The organism is Candidatus Buchananbacteria bacterium CG10_big_fil_rev_8_21_14_0_10_42_9, assembly GCA_002773845.1.
Classification (GTDB): domain Bacteria; phylum Patescibacteriota; class Patescibacteriia; order Buchananbacterales; family 21-14-0-10-42-9; genus 21-14-0-10-42-9.
Genome location: PEZZ01000021.1, coordinates 1 through 17,830 on the forward strand (window position 1 = coordinate 1; position 17,830 = coordinate 17,830).

The 17,830-nt window shown below is 41.5% G+C and carries 19 protein-coding genes; all 19 read right to left on the reverse strand.

The window, feature by feature from the left end; translation table 11 throughout:
• The coding region (locus tag COT81_02840) for a phosphoribosylformylglycinamidine cyclo-ligase (GenBank protein ID PIS05078.1) at positions 1–422 on the reverse strand (422 nt) is incomplete at its 3' end.
• Between the two features lie 46 nt (positions 423–468).
• On the reverse strand, positions 469–795 hold the full coding sequence (locus COT81_02845) for a hypothetical protein (GenBank protein PIS05079.1): 327 nt from the start codon (positions 793–795) through the stop codon (positions 469–471).
• 2 nt (positions 796–797) lie between these two features.
• A complete protein-coding gene (locus COT81_02850; protein ID PIS05080.1) occupies positions 798–1,145 on the reverse strand; it encodes a hypothetical protein in 348 nt (115 codons plus the stop codon).
• A gap of 24 nt (positions 1,146–1,169) precedes the next feature.
• A complete protein-coding gene (gene purH, locus COT81_02855) occupies positions 1,170–2,681 on the reverse strand; it encodes a bifunctional phosphoribosylaminoimidazolecarboxamide formyltransferase/inosine monophosphate cyclohydrolase (protein PIS05081.1) in 1,512 nt (503 codons plus the stop codon).
• A 116-nt stretch (positions 2,682–2,797) separates the two neighbouring features.
• A complete protein-coding gene (purN, locus tag COT81_02860) occupies positions 2,798–3,391 on the reverse strand; it encodes a phosphoribosylglycinamide formyltransferase (GenBank protein ID PIS05082.1) in 594 nt (197 codons plus the stop codon).
• 1 nt (position 3,392) lies between these two features.
• Entirely contained in the window at positions 3,393–4,709 is a 1,317-nt protein-coding gene (gene purD, locus COT81_02865; GenBank protein ID PIS05083.1) for a phosphoribosylamine--glycine ligase, read from the reverse strand.
• Positions 4,706–6,190, reverse strand: a complete 1,485-nt coding sequence (locus COT81_02870; protein ID PIS05084.1) for an amidophosphoribosyltransferase — start codon at positions 6,188–6,190, stop codon at positions 4,706–4,708. The genes purD and COT81_02870 overlap by 4 nt, the downstream gene beginning before the upstream one ends.
• A gap of 2 nt (positions 6,191–6,192) precedes the next feature.
• Entirely contained in the window at positions 6,193–7,542 is a 1,350-nt protein-coding gene (locus COT81_02875; protein PIS05085.1) for an adenylosuccinate lyase, read from the reverse strand.
• A gap of 10 nt (positions 7,543–7,552) precedes the next feature.
• Entirely contained in the window at positions 7,553–7,999 is a 447-nt protein-coding gene (locus COT81_02880; GenBank protein ID PIS05086.1) for a 5-(carboxyamino)imidazole ribonucleotide mutase, read from the reverse strand.
• 8 nt (positions 8,000–8,007) lie between these two features.
• On the reverse strand, positions 8,008–8,979 hold the full coding sequence (locus COT81_02885) for a phosphoribosylaminoimidazolesuccinocarboxamide synthase (GenBank protein PIS05087.1): 972 nt from the start codon (positions 8,977–8,979) through the stop codon (positions 8,008–8,010).
• A 4-nt stretch (positions 8,980–8,983) separates the two neighbouring features.
• Positions 8,984–10,276 carry an adenylosuccinate synthase gene (locus tag COT81_02890; GenBank protein PIS05088.1) on the reverse strand — a complete coding sequence of 431 codons (1,293 nt, stop codon included), beginning with the start codon at positions 10,274–10,276 and terminating at the stop codon, positions 8,984–8,986.
• Positions 10,273–11,121, reverse strand: coding sequence for a bifunctional methylenetetrahydrofolate dehydrogenase/methenyltetrahydrofolate cyclohydrolase (locus tag COT81_02895; GenBank protein PIS05089.1), 849 nt, complete (start codon positions 11,119–11,121; stop codon positions 10,273–10,275). Before COT81_02895 ends, COT81_02890 begins: the two co-directional genes overlap by 4 nt.
• Before the next feature lie 1,305 nt (positions 11,122–12,426).
• Positions 12,427–12,801 (reverse strand): hypothetical protein, encoded by a 375-nt coding sequence (locus COT81_02900; protein PIS05090.1) that lies wholly within the window; start codon positions 12,799–12,801, stop codon positions 12,427–12,429.
• A 35-nt stretch (positions 12,802–12,836) separates the two neighbouring features.
• On the reverse strand, positions 12,837–14,759 hold the full coding sequence (locus tag COT81_02905; protein ID PIS05091.1) for a glycoside hydrolase family 15 protein: 1,923 nt from the start codon (positions 14,757–14,759) through the stop codon (positions 12,837–12,839).
• Between the two features lie 6 nt (positions 14,760–14,765).
• Positions 14,766–15,056 carry a hypothetical protein gene (locus tag COT81_02910; GenBank protein ID PIS05092.1) on the reverse strand — a complete coding sequence of 97 codons (291 nt, stop codon included), beginning with the start codon at positions 15,054–15,056 and terminating at the stop codon, positions 14,766–14,768.
• 10 nt (positions 15,057–15,066) lie between these two features.
• Positions 15,067–15,855, reverse strand: a complete 789-nt coding sequence (locus tag COT81_02915; GenBank protein PIS05093.1) for a hypothetical protein — start codon at positions 15,853–15,855, stop codon at positions 15,067–15,069.
• 96 nt (positions 15,856–15,951) lie between these two features.
• Complete coding sequence (locus tag COT81_02920) at positions 15,952–16,491, reverse strand: NUDIX hydrolase (GenBank protein ID PIS05094.1); 540 nt, start codon at positions 16,489–16,491, stop codon at positions 15,952–15,954.
• A gap of 7 nt (positions 16,492–16,498) precedes the next feature.
• Complete coding sequence (locus COT81_02925) at positions 16,499–16,861, reverse strand: hypothetical protein (GenBank protein ID PIS05095.1); 363 nt, start codon at positions 16,859–16,861, stop codon at positions 16,499–16,501.
• Positions 16,862–17,117: 256 nt separating this feature from the next.
• Positions 17,118–17,819 (reverse strand): hypothetical protein, encoded by a 702-nt coding sequence (locus COT81_02930; protein ID PIS05096.1) that lies wholly within the window; start codon positions 17,817–17,819, stop codon positions 17,118–17,120.
• Positions 17,820–17,830: the final 11 nt, after the last annotated feature.

Sequence of the window (17,830 nt, forward strand, 5' to 3'; positions counted from 1 at the left end):
TCACAACCCTGGGCCACTCCTTTAATCACATCAATTACCATCCGCTTATCAAACTTGCTAAAAGCTAGGTAATCTCCAAACACAAGCGGAATTGCGCCTTGTACCAAAATATCATTACAGCTGTGCCCCAACATATCAAGACCAATCGTGTCATAACGGTCCATCGCCACGGCGACAGAAATTTTTGTACCGACGCTATCTACGCTTTCAACATCTGCGTAATTACTAAAGCCAAGTTTGGCCGCGGCTTTTTTTGTGTCAAAAATTGAACCAAAGGTGCCAAGCCCTGCGACCACGCAATCGGCAAACGGTGATTTGGCGTTGCTTGCGGCAATAATTTTGGCAAATTCGTCTTTGGCTTCTTCGTAAACATCCACGTCTACCCCAGCCGCCGCATAGGTTAATTTCTTTTTTCCACTCATATTAATGTTTAAATGCTCTTTGGCCAGTAAAAATCATACTGCTCATTTAGTGCTGGGCACGGGCCCGTAATGCGAAATGTAAAAAATAATCAGACAAAACCTGTTCGCTATTGGCATAATACGCGCTTCCCGAACTAATATCACCAACTAATTCTCGCATCCGGACAAGTTCTTTTAATCGTCCGTGCCAACGCTTATCTGCCAAGGTTAAATCAATTAACTCAAACAAGCGTGCAGAAGCCTTAGCAAAATGCTCGTCGTCTCTCCCTCGCCACTGCAAAACGCGCTGGAATTCACTGCCGATATTCCCCAGCTGTTCACTTAACGGCATGTGGTGCCAACGGCTGCTGGCTAAAGATTTATGGACTGGCATAATTAATTAGTCAATAAAGCGTTAACAACCGCTATAATCTTTTTCTGAACCTCGGCATCTTGAACACCAGTCGACCGATTACCTTGCGACGGCCTTATATTAATGAGGGAAGTGAATTCTATCCAATCACTCGTTGTACGGTCAGGATATAGGTTTATGCCCCACACATCCGTTTGGGCTGATCCATTTTCTAAAAGAAGTGCTTCTGCATCTGCGTGCAATTCTCCGCCCACCGCCATTACTTTCCTATTTATGTCTACAACGGCTTTGACCATATCACCAAATTGATCGTCAGCTAATCGGACGATCTCTTTTCGGCTAATAAACTGATTAACTAATTTTATCTCCATGCTGGTATAATAACATGACGAAACTTAATGTTTAAATGCTCTTTGGCCAGTAAAAATCATGCTCATGCCCCGCTCATTGGCCGCCGCAATTACTTCTTCGTCTTTTATCGAGCCACCTGGTTGAATAATACAGGTAATCCCCGCTTTGGCCAATTCATCAATGCTATCACGAAATGGAAAAAAAGCATCTGAAGCAACTACGCAGCCGTCTACTTTAGCGCCAGCTTTTTTAACGGCCATCTCAACGGCGTCAACGCGAGACATTTGCCCGGCACCGACCCCAACCGTAACATCTCCTTTAACTAAAACAATGGCATTTGACTTTACGTGCTTAGCTACTTTCCAAGCAAATATTGCCTGTTTCAATTCTTTCTTGTTTGGCTGTTTTTGACTCACTACCTTAAGCGTATCTTTATTGATTTGTGCGCGATCAATATCTTGCTCTAAAATCCCGCCGACCACTTTACGGTAGTCCTTCAAGGTTTTAACTTTCTCAATTTTGCCTAATTTAATTAAACGGATATTTTTTTTCTGTTTTAATGTTTCCAAAGCGCTCGGTTCAAAATCTGGCGCTAAAACAACTTCCATAAATACATCGTTAATCATTTCGGCAATTTCTTTGGTGCAAGGACGGTTCATTACCGCGATGCCTCCAAAGGCGGATTTAGAGTCGGCTTGAAACGCTTTGCGGTACGCTTCATTGATGTTTTTGGCAATCGCGCATCCGGCCGGATTAGTGTGTTTAATGACTGCCGCTGCCGGTTCGTCAAATTCTTTAATCAAGTTTAAAGCGCCGTCGGCATCCACAATGTTGTTATAAGACAATTGCTTGCCGTGTAAAATTTCCGCTTTGGCAATTGAAGTTTCGAGCACCGCAGGGTCTTTAAAAAACGCTGCTTTTTGGTGAGGGTTTTCACCGTACCGAAGGTTATAAAGTTTTTTGAAATTTAATGTAAGATCATCTGAATTCCCAAAATATTTAGCAATCGCCGTGTCATATTCAGCCGTAGTTTGAAAAACTTTTGTCATTAAAATGCGTTTTGTCTCTTGGCTCACCCCTCCATTCTTTAATTGCTCAAGAATTTGGTCATAATCATCAGGATCTGTGACGACCACAACATGCTTATGGTTTTTTGCCGCCGAGCGCAGCATTGTCGGCCCGCCGATGTCTATATTTTCTATTGCATCTTCCTCTAAAACCTCGGGCTTACTCACCACTTCTTGAAAGGGATATAAATTCACCACCACCATGTCGATTGGTTCAATCTTTTGTTCTTTCAAAGTTTGCATATGCTCAGACACATCACGGTCTGCCAAAAGTCCGGCGTGCACATTGGGATGCAAAGTTTTAACCCGTCCATCCATAATTTCCGGAAAATTTGTCACTTCACTAATGGATACAGCATTTACCCCGGCCTCTTGCAATGCTTTTAATGTTCCACCTGTAGAAATTACTTCCCATCCTAAAGCAACCAATCCTTTGGCAAAATCTTCAATTCCCGTTTTATCAAATACGCTAATTAAAACTTTAGGCATAGGTTATTAGTCATCCCGAGCGGAGTCGAGGGATCTCAGCGAGTACTCACCGGTGAGATTTCTCCACTGCGCCACGCCAAACGCGGCTTCGGTCGAAATGACATATATTTATATAATTAAACTTTTATTTTATCTTCAGCAAACATTTTTAACCCTGCTAAAATTACTTCCTGCTCTTTGGCTTGTACCTTTGCCTTGAGTGACTCAACCGTTTCATCTTTAGCTACGGCAACCTTTTGTTGTAAAATAATTGGACCGGTGTCGACTCCTTCATCAATAAAATGCAAGGTGCAGCCGGTTTCAGTTTCGCCTGCCGATAACACTGCTTGATGCACATCCAAATCCATGCCAGGGTATTTTGGTAATAACGACGGATGAATGTTCATGATCCTGTTTTTATAGGCTCTGACAAACGGCTCGCTCAATAGTCGCATATAGCCAATCAGTAAAATTAAATCAATTTCATGCGCTTGGCAAATAGCTAGGCATTCCCTGTCAAACTCTTCGCGAGATTTACCTTTCGGATCAACAAAAACTGTTTTATACCCGGCTTCACGTGCTCGCGTCAACGCATACGCATTCTTTTTATCAGACAATACAAATTTTAAATCAACGAAATCCAATTCCCCAAGTCTAATAGAATCTATCACACCTTGCAAATCAGTGCCTTTGGTTGAAGCAAAAACAGCTAAGTTTATTTTTTTACCCATATTATCCCCTGATCTCCTTCATTATGTTAATGCGCTTATCAATTAATTTTTTAGTGCCGATATCTTGCCGGTGAAAAACCGGTCCCGTAATTTTCTTAATTTCGGATTCAACAATTTTTTCCGCTTCGCTAACCGTATTGGCGGTGGCGACAACGCCAATCGCCCGTGAACCGGTAAGGTATAAGCCATCTTCACGCGCGTCAACCGCCGCGTAAAACAATTTCACTTTTGACTGATCAACTTCACTAACGTCAATCTTTTCATTTTTAACTGGATTATCGGGATAGCCTTTTGGAACAATATACTTACACACCGTGGCTTCAGCCTTAAAATTAATATCAGACTTATCTAAGCTGCCATTTATTATATCTTGGCACAATTTTACGAAATCACCCTCAATCAAGCTCAAAGCGTTCATCGCTTCTGGATCGCCCAGCCGAGCGTTGTACTCAATTAGACGCAAGCCATCCTTAACCGCAATGTAGTTGCCATATAAAATCCCCTTATAGGCCTCGCCCAATTTCTTTTTTAAAGCCGACACCACTTGTCCATTTATCTTTTGCGCCTGCAAAATATCATCGTCGCTTAAAAAAGGAAGATTATTTGGATAAGAATAAGATCCCATACCGCCGGTATTGGGACCTTTGTCGCCGTCAAAAGCTCGTTTATGGTCTTGCACCGGTGGCATATGCAATAAATTCTCCCCGTCTGAAAAACTCATCAAGCTAAACTCTTGACCGACTAATTTTTCTTCCACCACAACTTTGCCTTCGCTATCAATAACATTTTTAACGATTTTTAAACCCTCTTCTAAAGTATCAAAATGATCGCCTTGCACTTTTACTCCCTTACCGCCGGTTAAACCGTCTGGCTTAATCACAAAACCTGAAGCAGCGTTGTCTTTAACCCAAGCTTCAACTTCGCTGAATTCTGTAAATTCTTTATATTTAGGATTAGCCTCAATTTCAAATTCAGAAAGTAAGTCGCGGGTAAATGACTTACTGCTCTCTATTTGGGCTAAAGCTTGCGTTGGACCGACGGCTGGAATACCACTTTCAGCTAAAGCTTCCACAACGCCGACACTCAATGGAAGCTCTGGACCGATAACAGCAAAATCAACTTGGTGTTGCTTGGCAAAATCTGTTACCGCCAAAACGTCATCCATTTGACCTAATTTTAAATCAGTTGTTAATTCCACCAAGCCAGGGTTGTGGTTGGACGCAAAACATACTAACTCGACTTCAGTTTGACTTGATTTTAATAGCCAAGCGATGGCGTGTTCCCGCGCGCCACTGCCAACAACCAACACCTTGGTCATATCAATTGAGCTCCTTCCCCCTCCAAGTTTGCTTTTTGAGCTTTACGCTGCCGTTCAATTTCTAATAATACTTCTTCGGTTACGCCTTCGGTTGGGTAATCACCGTTAAAATAAGCCGCATGCGGACGCTTAAACTTTAAGTCACCGCGCCTGGTCACCGCCTCAATTAAATCATCAAGGTCTTGGTAAATTAATTCATCCGCGCCCAGGCTCTGCCTTATTTCATCAATGCTTTTATTGTAGGCAATATATTCTTCCCTGGTGGGCAAGTCTATGCCGTATAAATCAGGATAGCGTAGCGGCGGCGCGGTAGAAGCAAAATAAACTTTTTTTGCGCCGTGCTTTCTCATCAGTTGAATAATATGGCGTGACACCGTCCCCCTGACGATACTATCGTCAACCACCAATACATTTTTATCTTTAACTTCAAAGTCAATCACTGACAATTTATATTTATTGGCTTTTTGTCTAATCTTTTGTCCCGGCATAATAAAGGTTCTCCCAACCATTTGATTTTTGACTATGCCTTCAGTGTATCGTACGCCAAGCTCATGAGCGCAAGCGAGTCCGGCGGTGGTGGCGCATTGCGGCGCGGGAATTACCACATCAATTTCTAAGTTCGGGTAATCACGTTTAATTTTAGCGGCTAAATTTTGTCCCATTCTAAGCCGTGAGCGATAAACACTAACACCATTTAATAAGGCATCAACCCGAGCAAAATAAACATATTCAAATATGCAGGGCCGAAATTCCTTTTGATCAATAATTTTTGAAAAAACTTTGCCCTGCAGGTCAACAAAAACTACTTCGCCGTGCTCAACATCTCTTTGAAATTTATAATTTAAGATTTCAAACATAGTATTTTCCGATGCAAAAATATGCTCCGGCTGAAAAGTGCTTTCTCGCACGCCCCAAACTAGCGGCCGGATACCATGCGGATCACGAAAAGCGATAATTCCCTTACCGGCGATTGCCGCTACTACCGAATATCCTCCGCGAGCGCGCTCATACACATATTGCACCGCCTTGCAAACACCCTCAAAAAAATCTCCGCCATTATTTCTTTCTAAGCCCACGGCAAATAAATTCAGTAAAACTTCACCGTCATTATCAGTGTTAACATGACGATAATCTTTATCACTTAACTCTTTTTTTAATTTATCTGAATTGTAAATGGTGCCGTTAAAAGTCAAAGCTATGCCGTAGGGCGAGTAGGTCGTAAACGGCTGGATTTCTTCGTTGGTGACACTGCCCATAGTAGCATAACGAACCTGACCGATGCCAAAACTACCTTTCAGGCGGTCAATATTTTCTTGGCGAAAAACTTCTCGGACTAACCCCAAACCTTTTTTTAAATGAAAACGCTTATCAAAAGTTACGATACCGGCGCTATCTTGGCCACGATTTTGCATTGCCACAAGGCTTTCATAAATCTCGGCCACGGCCCCGTTGTTAGTTTTAACACCAACTATGCCGCACATATTTATAGCTTATCAACCAATTTAGCTGCAAGGCCGATATAATTGGCTGGAGTCAATTTCAATAATCTTTGCTTTTCGGCCTTAGGGATATCTAAACTCTTAACTAACGCCAAATACAATGCTTTGGTAAGCTGGCGGCCCCTGGTTTTTTTCTTTATCTGTTCATAAGCGTCAATATGGCCATACTTTTTCATCACTGTTTGAACGACCTCCCCTAAAACTTCATAATGGTTTTCTAATTCCTCTTTACAGGCGCGGCGGTCAATATCTAATTTATGTAGTCCCTTTAAAGTGTTTTTACAAGCCAACAGTGAATAGCCAACGCCAATACCTTGATTTCTCAAAGTTGTGCTGTCTGATAAATCCCGTTGCAAGCGAGAAACCGGCAACTTTACGGCCATGCCCAATAAAATTGAATTGGCCAGCGCGGCATTACCTTCGCTATTTTCAAAATCAATCGGATTAACCTTATGCGGCATAGTGGAAGAACCGACTTCTGAGGTTTTCTTTTTTAACTTAAAAATGCCGCGGCTAATGTAAAACCAAATATCCTGATCTAAATCTCTCAATATGGTATTGGCTAAACTTATTGCCTGATACATTCTCGCCGCATTATCGTGAGGTTCAATTTGGGTAGTCAGTGGATTAAACTTTAAGCCCAAAGACTCGACAAACTTTTGACTAAACTTTAACCAATCTACCTTAGGATAGGCAGCCATATGCGCATTCCAATTGCCAGTTGCGCCGGCAAATTTTCCGCTCAATTTTATTGACTCAATATTAGCAACTGCATCGTTTAGGCGCAAAACAAAAACAGCCAGCTCCTTACCGACCGTAGTTGGGCTTGCTGGCTGCCCATGAGTTAACGACAGCAGTGAAATATTTTTAAAACTGTTGGCCAAAGATTTAATATGGCTGTTTACTTTTTTTACAGACTTTAAATATTCCACCACTCCATCTTGTAACATTTTAGAATATGCCAAATTATTGACATCTTCGGAGGTCAAGCCAAAATGCACAAAAGTTGCGCCTGATTTAAACTCCGCCCGGTTTAAATTCTCTTTCAGATAATATTCAATCGCCTTGACGTCATGATTAGTTCGCTTCTCGATTTGTTTAACTTTTTTAGCGTGAGTTTGATTAAAATTTAAATACAGCTGGCGCAGTTTTTTAATTTGAGTAACTGAAAAAGGAGCCACTTCCGGGACTCCAGCTTCTTGCCCTAAGGCAATTAAATATTCAATTTCCACCATGACGCGGTAGCGCATTAATCCAGCTTCGCTAAAAATCGGTGAAAGCTCCTTCACCGCTTGCGCGTATCGGCCGTCGAGTGGAGAAATGGCCCCAAGCATGGCTTAAGGTCTAAAATTTATCTTTAATTGATTTAATGCGGTCTTTTACTTTTTGTTTTACATTTTTATCAGATACTCCAAAGATTCTAGCCGCTGATCCGGCGACATTATTCGGGTCTAACACAGTTAGGACTGGCGTTTCAGAAGGCATTTGCATAGTAGAGTGTATATTAACCAATAAATCACTTTTATCTTTAAAAGGCGGACAAGCCAGTACAGGATGCACTGAATTTGCCGCCACTACGCCCGAAAGTGCGTTGGAACGGCCGGCGACAGTTACGAAAACAATGTCATCCTCTTGATTAGTTTGGTTGATTAAATCTAAAACTTTTTCCGGCACCTTGTGGGCCGAACCCACTACTTGCTCGGCGGGAATATCCCATTCTTTGAGTGCCGCTTCAATTGTGTCGCACCACGGGCGGTCTGAATCGCTGCCCATTAAAATAATTACTTTCATAGGAGTGTCTATTGTACTAAAAAACCACTCTTTTGTAAATTATTAAAAATTCGCTCCACAACTGGCTCGGTATTTAACGGAAATTTTTCTCCGGTAATCATTTCATATAATTGGATATAACGTGAGGACAACTCAATCACCAACTCATCTGGCGCTTTGGGCAGATTTTTATCTTTATATGGATCACAATTATCAGCGTACCATAACCGTAAAAATTCCTTATCAATATTTTCTGGTTCTTCGCCTTGAGCAATTCTATCTTCATAGCTTCCGGCCAACCAATATCGGGAAGAGTCGGGCGTGTTAATTTCATCAATTAGCAATATCGTGCCGTCTGGTAATTTACCGAACTCATACTTAGTGTCAACTAAAATTAAACCGTGATTCTTGGCAATTTTTTGAGCATAAGTGAAAACTTCAATTGCCTTACTTGAAACATAATCCCACTGTTCTTGAGTCATCATTTTTTCATTAATGATATCGTCAACCGTAATATTGCGATCATGTTCTTCAAATTTGGTGCTCGGCGTTATAATGGTTTTAGGCAAGGCGGCGTTTTTCTTGAGGCCATCAGGTAAAGTAATGCCGCCAAATTCTCTTTGCCCGGCTTCATAATTTTTCCAAATTGATGTACTGGTAGTGCCGGTTAAAAAACTACGCGACACAAATTCAACCGGAAAAACTTCAGTTTTTTGGCCAACCACAACATTTGGGTCCGGGACTGATTGGATAAAATTTGGCACAATGTGTTTGGTTTTTTCAAACCACCAAGCACTAACTAAATTCAAGACTTGGCCTTTAAATGGAATACTCGCCAACACGCGGTCAAAAGCGCTTTGTCTATCTGTCGTAATTAAAATTACACGATCATCGGTAAAATATGAATCATGAACTTTGCCAATTTTTTTTTCGCCTAGTTCAAAAAAATTTGTCTCGGTTAAAACATTACTAATATTTTGGGCGATAATGTCTTTATTCATAATTTTAGATAATAATTGTTTCTTCTCGTTCCGGTCCGACGGAAACTAATTCTGGGCGGATACCTAAATCTTTGGATATAAAATCAATATACCGCCTCATCTCTACCGGCAATTTCGAGTATTCTGTTGCTTCTTTGTAATTGCCTTTCCAGCCTTTAAATTTTTTATACACTGGTTTGCATTGGCTATAAATTGAAAAATCAGCTGGCATTTCTTTAATTAACTTCTTGCCATAACGATAAGCCACGCAAACCTTTACTTCTTTAAAATCATCCAAGACATCAACCTTGGTTAAAGCAAAAGAATTCATACCATTGACTCTTACGGCTTGGCGAAGTTGAACCAAATCAAGCCAACCGACGCGACGAGGTCGCCCGGTCGTTGCGCCGTATTCTTTACCAATCTCACGAATCAAATCTCCAGTCTCATTAACTAGTTCACTTGGCAAAGGACCGCCGCCAACACGCGATAAGTAGGCTTTAACCACTCCAATCACATGGTCAATCCTGCCCGGTCCAACCCCAACGCCCGTACAGACAGCCCCAACTGTCGTATTGGATGAAGTGGTATAAGGATACACTCCATGATCAATATCTAATTGTGAACCTTGCGCGCCTTCAAATAAAACTTTCTTGCCTTGATCCAAGGCTTTGTTAAGTTCTAATGAACCATCCACCACATATTTTTTCATCCTTTTGGCATACGCCAAATAATCTCGGTAGATTTTACTGTAATTCAGCTTAACATGAGAGCCGTAGACTCGGTTAAGTTGGCGAGACTTTAGTTTAGACAATAAGCTAAAACGATCCTTAAATATTTTGGGGTGGACAAAATCAATCACCCGAATACCAATGCGCTCATATTTATCTGCGTAAGTTGGCGATATACCTCGCTTAGTCGACAAGGCGGCCAGGGCTTTTTTGGCCTTAAAATCATCGCTTAGCCCGTCAAGAGACACATGAAATGGAAAAATAACATGAGCCCGGCCATCAACCATTAAATTAACTTTGCGGCCAACTTTTTTCATGCCGTCAATTTCTTTAAATAACACGCGCGGATCAATCACTACGCCGTTACCAATAACAATTTTATTGTGTGGGTGAAATACGCCGGAGGGCAATAAATGCAATTTAAAAATATTTCCCCCAATCACAATAGTGTGGCCGGCGTTATTGCCGCCTTGAAACCTCACAACATAGTCAGTCTTGGCGGCGTACACATCGGTTACCTTGCCCTTTCCCTCATCCCCCCATTGGGCACCTAAAATAACAACTGACTGCCAATCTTTTTTAATCATAGTCTAAGCTCACAACTTATAACGGTATTTTCTAATAATTTCGCCACGGTAATTGGCCCGACTCCGCCCGGAACTGGAGTAATTAAACTCGCTTTATCTTTCACTCCTGCAAAATCAACATCGCCGTACATTTTGCCATCCACAAACGTCACGCCAGCATCAATAATCATAGCACCTTCTGATACCATATCGGAAGTCACCACGTCCTTTTTTCCTACTCCAGTGATAATAATATCGGCGGCTAAAGTAAAGTCAGCTAAGTTTTTGGTTGACCGGCCGTGAACCGAAAACGCCACTTTCTCGTTCAACAACATACCGGCAAGCGGTTTACCAATTAAATCGCCCCGGCCGACTAAACAAATATTTTTTCCGTCTAGTGATACCTGATGATATTTCAAAATATGCATAATCGCGCCCGGCGTTGGCGGTACGAACGGACTTTTCCCCATAAGCACTTTGCCCAGCGCAGGATACGACAGACAATCTACGTCAATGTCTAAATTTATATGGTTTACAATCTCACGCGTATCGTTCCAAAGCCCTTCGGGCACGGGCAATTGAATGATCATACCGCTTAAATTTTTTTCCGCTTGAATTTTTTCAACTTCAGCAATAAGTTCATCCTTGCTTACAGACGCCGGAAACTCAAAGCGAAAAAAATCAATTCCAATATCTTTAGCGGATTCTTGCTTTTTTGTCACATACGTATGCGATGGCTTATCATCACCAACCAAAACAACCGCCAATGCCGGTTGTTTGTTTTGGGCTTTGAGCTTTTGGACCCTGCCTTTTAAATCTTCCAAAATGTCTTGCGCTATTGCTTTGCCGTCTACAATAGTGACCATTGAATATGAATTTATAACAAAAATATAATACCACAGACTCCCCGGCCTCGCAAACTTGCGAAATGCTAATATATCAGTAGAATAATTACAGGCTACTGCGCCGAGGAGGACACATGGTTAAAAAGACGATCCGTCCGCTGTGCGCGGGCGGGCTAGGCCACGATGTGCCACAATATCTATGTTGTGGCTGCGGCAAGTCCCTGTGTGGACAATGCCATGAAGACCAAATCAGCCAAGAAGGTGGCAAAATTCTCCGGCACAAAGTCTGTGATAGAGCCATAGCGCCCGACACACCAGTCGGGCTAAAAGTGACTATATGAGACTTTTGGCGTGGTTGAAAAACGCCGCTCATCTCACGTTGCAGATAGTCGCTGGCATTGCGTTAGCAATAATATTTTTTATGCTTCTTTGCAGTGCCATCAATGAGCCGCGAGACAACAACCCCAAGGAGGTGACACATGGCCCTTGACAGCTTCGTGCGAGAAGGGCTTTTCCCATTCACGTCCCAATTAAGCTACCCAACAATCTCCTTATAAATATTATCATACAGCGTAGTATGATAATATTTAACTTCAGCGTTTTCTACGTTATCGCCCTGACGATTTAGATGCTTCTAATAAATTAAAAAGTAAAAACTGAGTCGGATATCTTTTCTTAAGCCAGTCAAAACTCCAAAGGTCGCCTAAAAGTTTTGACCTTTCGCTCTCGCTTAATATTTGCGGTTTGACGCGTGGCATAGTTATTACAAAATATTATTTAAATGCATCTCCATAAATGAGTGCGGCAGGATACTACCATGCTACGTAATATGATAGTCGATGTTGTGCCAATGGAATTCAAGAAAAAATATCATATACTGCCAAGCATTAAAAAACATAAAAAATGACATGCCGGCTGGGGCGCGTCCATTTAGCTTAACACCGAACGATATGCTCTTATTTAACTCCGGAGTATGGCCGGTAAACTTAAGCTTAAGGCGAGTAAAATTGAAAAAGATAAAATTGAAAAAACTATCACAATGACATTGCTTGCTGAAAGTTTTGTTTGCGGGTCTAGGGTCATATGCCAAATATAAAATTTACCGCAAGTAAACAAAAACGCCTAAACTAAAAATTTAGGGTTTTGCCTATATTATTGTAAAAACCCGGCAGTGACTGCGAGAGCTAATAAAATAGCGAACGCGAGTCCGGCGATGATGGCAATGGCCACCTTACCTCCTGCTTGCATAGGCAATCGCTTACTATTTAGGTGCTATTAGTATACCAAAAAACGAAAAAATTATCATCCACAGTTTACTGAAAATAATTACAATCGCTTTTTTACTTTTTTAATGATGTCAAAAATTTCCCAATTGGCCTTAACCAAATAGTCTCGAATGCCCAAACGCATTGCTTTGGCTAAACGTGGCCTGTCGTCAAAGTTAGTTAAAATAATAACATCTGCCTTAGATCCCCATGAGTCTTCTCGTAACTTAGTCAACATTGCCAAACCATCCATTTGCGGCATTTGGATATCTAAAAAAATTAAATCTGGATGATTAGCTAGAGCAAACTTTAACCCATTAGCTCCGCCGTCGGCAGTATTAACCACATAGCCTTCACCGTCAAGCACATCACTTAGCATAGACCTGATACGCTCATCGTCATCAACTACTAGAATTGTTTTTTTAGCTTTAGGCATACTTTCAGTATAGCACGCCGGGCATTAACCCACACCTAGCTTTGTTGCTGTAAAAATCCGGTTAGTAAATCTTTAAAGCGTAATCTGCCCATCAATGGTTTGGGGCCTTTAGCCTTTCTGCCTTTAGACAATCCAATATATAGCGCGCTATTAATTAAACCGATGTGGCTAAAGGCTTGAGGAAAATTTCCCAACTGCTCTTTAGTTCGAGGCGCAATTTCTTCAGCCAAAAGCCCCAATGGGCTGACATATTTTAATATATTGCGATAAAGCTTTTCAGCTTGCCTAAGTTCCCCCGATAGCGCCAAAGCATCAACCAACCAAAAAGTACATAAAATAAAAGTTCCCTCTTTGCCGGGCAAGCCATCGTCCAAATAACGATATACTAAATCATCTTTCATTAAATACTTCATCGTAGCCTTGATGGTGTTTTTTACCCTCACGTCTTCATATGGCAGAAAACCAACCATAGGTATCAATAAACTACTTGCGTCAAGCTTTTCAGAATTTAAAGTTTGGGTAAAACTTTGTAATTTATCGCTGTAACCTTTTTCCAAAACTTCATTTTTTATTTCATCTCTAATAGCTACCCATTTTGGCAAAGGCGCAGGATAACCCCTTTTCTCGGCAATTTTTATGCCGCGGTCAATTGCCACCCAGCACATCACTTTGGAATAAACATAATGCCGCGCCGGCCCTCTGATTTCCCAAATACCCGCATCTGGAGATTGCCAGACTTTACAAACATAATTGATAATTTTAGTAAAAAGTTTCCAATCATTGCGCGAAATTTCATCACCGTAGCGACGTGTTTCATATGCCACATTTAACAATTCGCCATAGATATCATGTTGATATTGCCGAGCGGCACGATTGCCGATGCGCACCGGTTTTGAGTGGCGGTAACCTGCTAAATGGTTTAACTTGCGCTCAGGCATCACTGGCGAACCGTGCAAATCATGCATAATTCTAATACTAGACGCCTGAACACCCCGGTAAATTCGCTTAAACCAATTAAATAATTCCCTCGCTTCGCTGAAATGGCCTAGGTTGTACAAAGCTTGAACGCTAAAAACTGAATCGCGAATCCAATTGTAACGATAATCCCAATTTCTCATACCACCGACAGTTTCGGGCAATGACGTAGTTGCCGCCGCGGCAATAGCACCGGTTGTTCGATGCTGCAACAATTTGATAGCTAAGCCTGATCGCACAACTAAATCATGCCACGGCCCTTTGAAAACGCACTCACCGCTGCATTTATGTGACCAGCCTTGCCAAAATTTGATTGTCTGCCGTAAAAGCATAGGATATCGTTTTCTGTGTGCCAACAAATCGTCGTTATATTTTAAGCTGAACCATTGCGCTTGGCCAGCCTGTAATGTGAAGGTGCCAATCGCTCCTGATTCGGTAGTAATAGATAAAGGTATATGGGCGCCAAAAAATAATCTTTTTCCTGCGCCGCGAGCGACTACGCCCTTGGACGTTCTACGCAAAGTTGTTTTAGCGCGAGCGTAATTAAAGTGGGGGCGAAATTGAAAACGAATATCTAAGTTACCACTTAAACATTCAACCTTTCTCAACAAGACTTGATGTTTATTTTCATGGCTTCTTTTTTTAAGGGGTGGCATAAAATCAGTTAACACAATCGTGCCGCGGGCAGTTTTAAATTTAGTTTGTAAAACGTTGGTATTTTTAATGTATTCTTGGGTTGAACTAAATTGCCCCACCGGCTGGATTACAAAATTACCGCCCTTCTGGCTATCTAACAACGCGCCAAAAACGCTGGGTGACTCTAGGTGCGGAAAGCACAGCCAATCAATTGACCCGTCATCACCAACTAAGGCGCACGTTTCCAAGTTACCAATCACCCCGTATTGTTCAAGTTTTTTGTAATCTTTGGGCGCACTGGGTTTGTCGCGATGAAAAATTAATTTTGTAAAATCAATTTTGGCCATGCCTATCTACTGCTTTTTGACATCAATGCGGTCAAGTTTCATGCCTTTAAAGATAAAATAAACAACTGCCGCCAAGATAATAAAATTCAAAAGCGCTGAGATAAAATTACCAATCAAAACTGGCCCAAGTACAAAATCATTGAGCTCCTCAATGGAAGTAAACACCAAACCAATCAGCGGGTTGATCACATCGCCCACAAGTGATTTAATTACTTGGTTAACCGAGCCGCCCAAAATAAAGCCAATGGCTAAACCAACCACCCCTTGTTGCCTAATAAATTGTATAAATCCGTTCATATATTTTTAATTAATTTTCTCTTTTAGTAACTGATTTTTTTATGAGCTGCAACAACTCGTTATGAACCTTGCCGTTGGTAACTAAAACACCATTAATATCTTGGTCATAACGCTGTTCTTCGCCAAATAAACTTGTAACTTTGCCGCCGGCCTCTTCAACTAAAATTTTTAGAGCCGCCGCGTCCCATGGAAATTTATAAACATATATTGTGGCCACAAACTCACCGCTAGCTACCATGCATCCAGTATAAACCATTGATAAATAACTCACTACCATGGCGCGCCGATCCTCAAGCTCACCCATCAAAGGCAAAGAAGTAAAAGTTGAATTGCGCCAAACCCCCAAGCCTATTATTTTACTTGCAAAATTATCCGCTTGAGAGACTTTAATTTTTTCGTTATTCAAAAAAGCCCCCTTACCTTTCTCGGCAAAATACATCCGGTTCATAAATGGGTCATAAGCCACGCCCAAGATAGCTTCTCCGTTTTTAGTCAGCGCCAATGAAAAAGTGCTAGTCGGCACGCCGTGCGAAAATGGAATCGTGCCGTCAACAGGATCGCACACCCACGTGTACTCGGAATCTCTCCCCATGTCACTACCTTCTTCGGCTAAAATATTATGTTGCGGAAACTCTTTTCTGACTGCATCAATTACTATCTGATTTATGGTGGTATCGGTCACAGTCAGCGGCGTGCCGTCCCCTTTCCATTCTTTTTTCATGCCCAAAGCAAAATTTTCCCGCATAATCTTGCCGGCGCGCCTGGCTAAATCAATTGAAAATGTTTTATAGTTTTTCATAACATTCCCGTCATTGCGAGGAGCAAAGCGACGTAGTAACCTCTTTTATTAACCGCGAGATTGCGACGCTCCATTTTATTCCGCTTGCAATGACAATTATTTATTTAATTTCTCTTCAAGATATTTAATTAACTTTTTATACTCCTCTTGATTATCAACAAAGTCATGCTGGTTATTTTTTATCATTTTTTCAAAATCTTTGTAATGAAGAAACTTAACTTCCGCCACCTCTGCGGGCTGTAATTTTATTTCATTAATTGCAATATCTTTTCTGACAAGATAATTATAGGCAAAATAATAATGGTTAATCTCTGGAAATTCTTCTTTAACGATGAACAGAAATTTAAAATCACTTTCGGATAAAGTAACGCCAATCTCCTCTTTTGTTTCCCTAATAGCGGCTGAAATTAGATCGTCGCCATACGACACATGCCCGCCGGCTGAATTATCCCAAAGATTCGGATGCCTTTCAACCTCGGCTGAACGTTTATGGATAAGTAGCTCATTATTGGAATTCAATATCCAAACTTCCACCGTCCGATGCCACAATCCTTTCGTATGAACTTCCGACTTGGTCAAAACCTCTCCAGTTGAAAAGTTATTTTCATCAACTACCTCAAATAATTCTTCTGGCATATAGTTGTCATTCCGGACTCGATCCGGAATCTCTATTATTCATGGATCCCCGATCATGGCCTGTGCCGGGCTTGATCCGGTATCGGGGATGACGTCGTGGTTTGAGCTTTCGCGGATAGCGTTTCTCAATGTAAATTACGCGCCACCAATAGCGGCCTTGAAAAAATCCGGCGCTCGCTCCCAAAATTAACAAAATTACAGTCCCGACGTGATGAACTAAAAACCAAGTGTCCCAACTTAGCCCCAAGCTAAAAGTTTCAAAATTAGTAATCAGTAAAAAAATTACGGGATACTCAATGCCGTAATGCACTAAGAAACTAATCAAAATGCCTAGGAATGAGAACGCTATAATGTAAATGGTTTTTTTCATGCTATGCATTTGTCATTGCGATAAGCGTAGCGAGGTAGCAATCTCCTGAGGTCCTCACCCCCGTTCCCCGACCGGAGTCGAGGACAAGCTTTAAGGGGGCAGGCTTCCTCCCGCCAAAGGACGGGCAGGCAGGATAACAATCGGAATATTCACAAGACCTTCTTAGGTTTATAATGCTTGGGTGATCCTTTTCTTTCAATAAGTGTAACATAAAAACACCCCCAACTATAAAGCCAGGGGTGCTAAATGTAATATATTAAGATTCAAAACTAATACTTTTTACAAAGCTTTCAAACATCGCTTCTTGTTCGGGGTCGCTGTCAAGCATAGAATAAATTACCCGAAAACTTTGGCCATTACGCATAAACTGGTACTCAACCACAGTTTGATTTTCTACTACCATGTTGGTCCTAGTTCCTTCGTAACGAGCGGCATCAATACCATCCACTTTTGAGCTGGATTTGGTTAAATCATTCACTGCGTCGGCAAAGTCGCTTAACGGCCTAGACGACACTTGGATAACATAGCGGCCTAAATATTCAGAACCAAAGCCAACCAGCGGGTTTGGATCAGCAATAAAATAATCGCTATCTAAATTAACTCCGTTTTCTGTTGTGCCGGCTAAAAAATGCTGCCAATACCAATTGACTGGATGGTTCAAGCTATATCCAATAGCTTTATTAGTATAAACTTGGGTTTCATTTTCACCACTATCATCGGCTTCTTTATCATTTTCACCGGCTTGATCACCATTATCCTCGTCATCCATGGTTTCGCTCGCGCTTGGGCCGTCGTCTATGTCCGTCTTATCGCCTTCATCATCATGACCATCCATAACGTCTCCTTCAATGACTGATGAATTCGTATTAGTGTTTTGGTTGGTGTTAGTTGGCTGAGGTTGTGTGCAACCGGCCATGACTAACACGCCAGCAAGTAAAATAATATATAAACGTATCATGGTATTAAGCT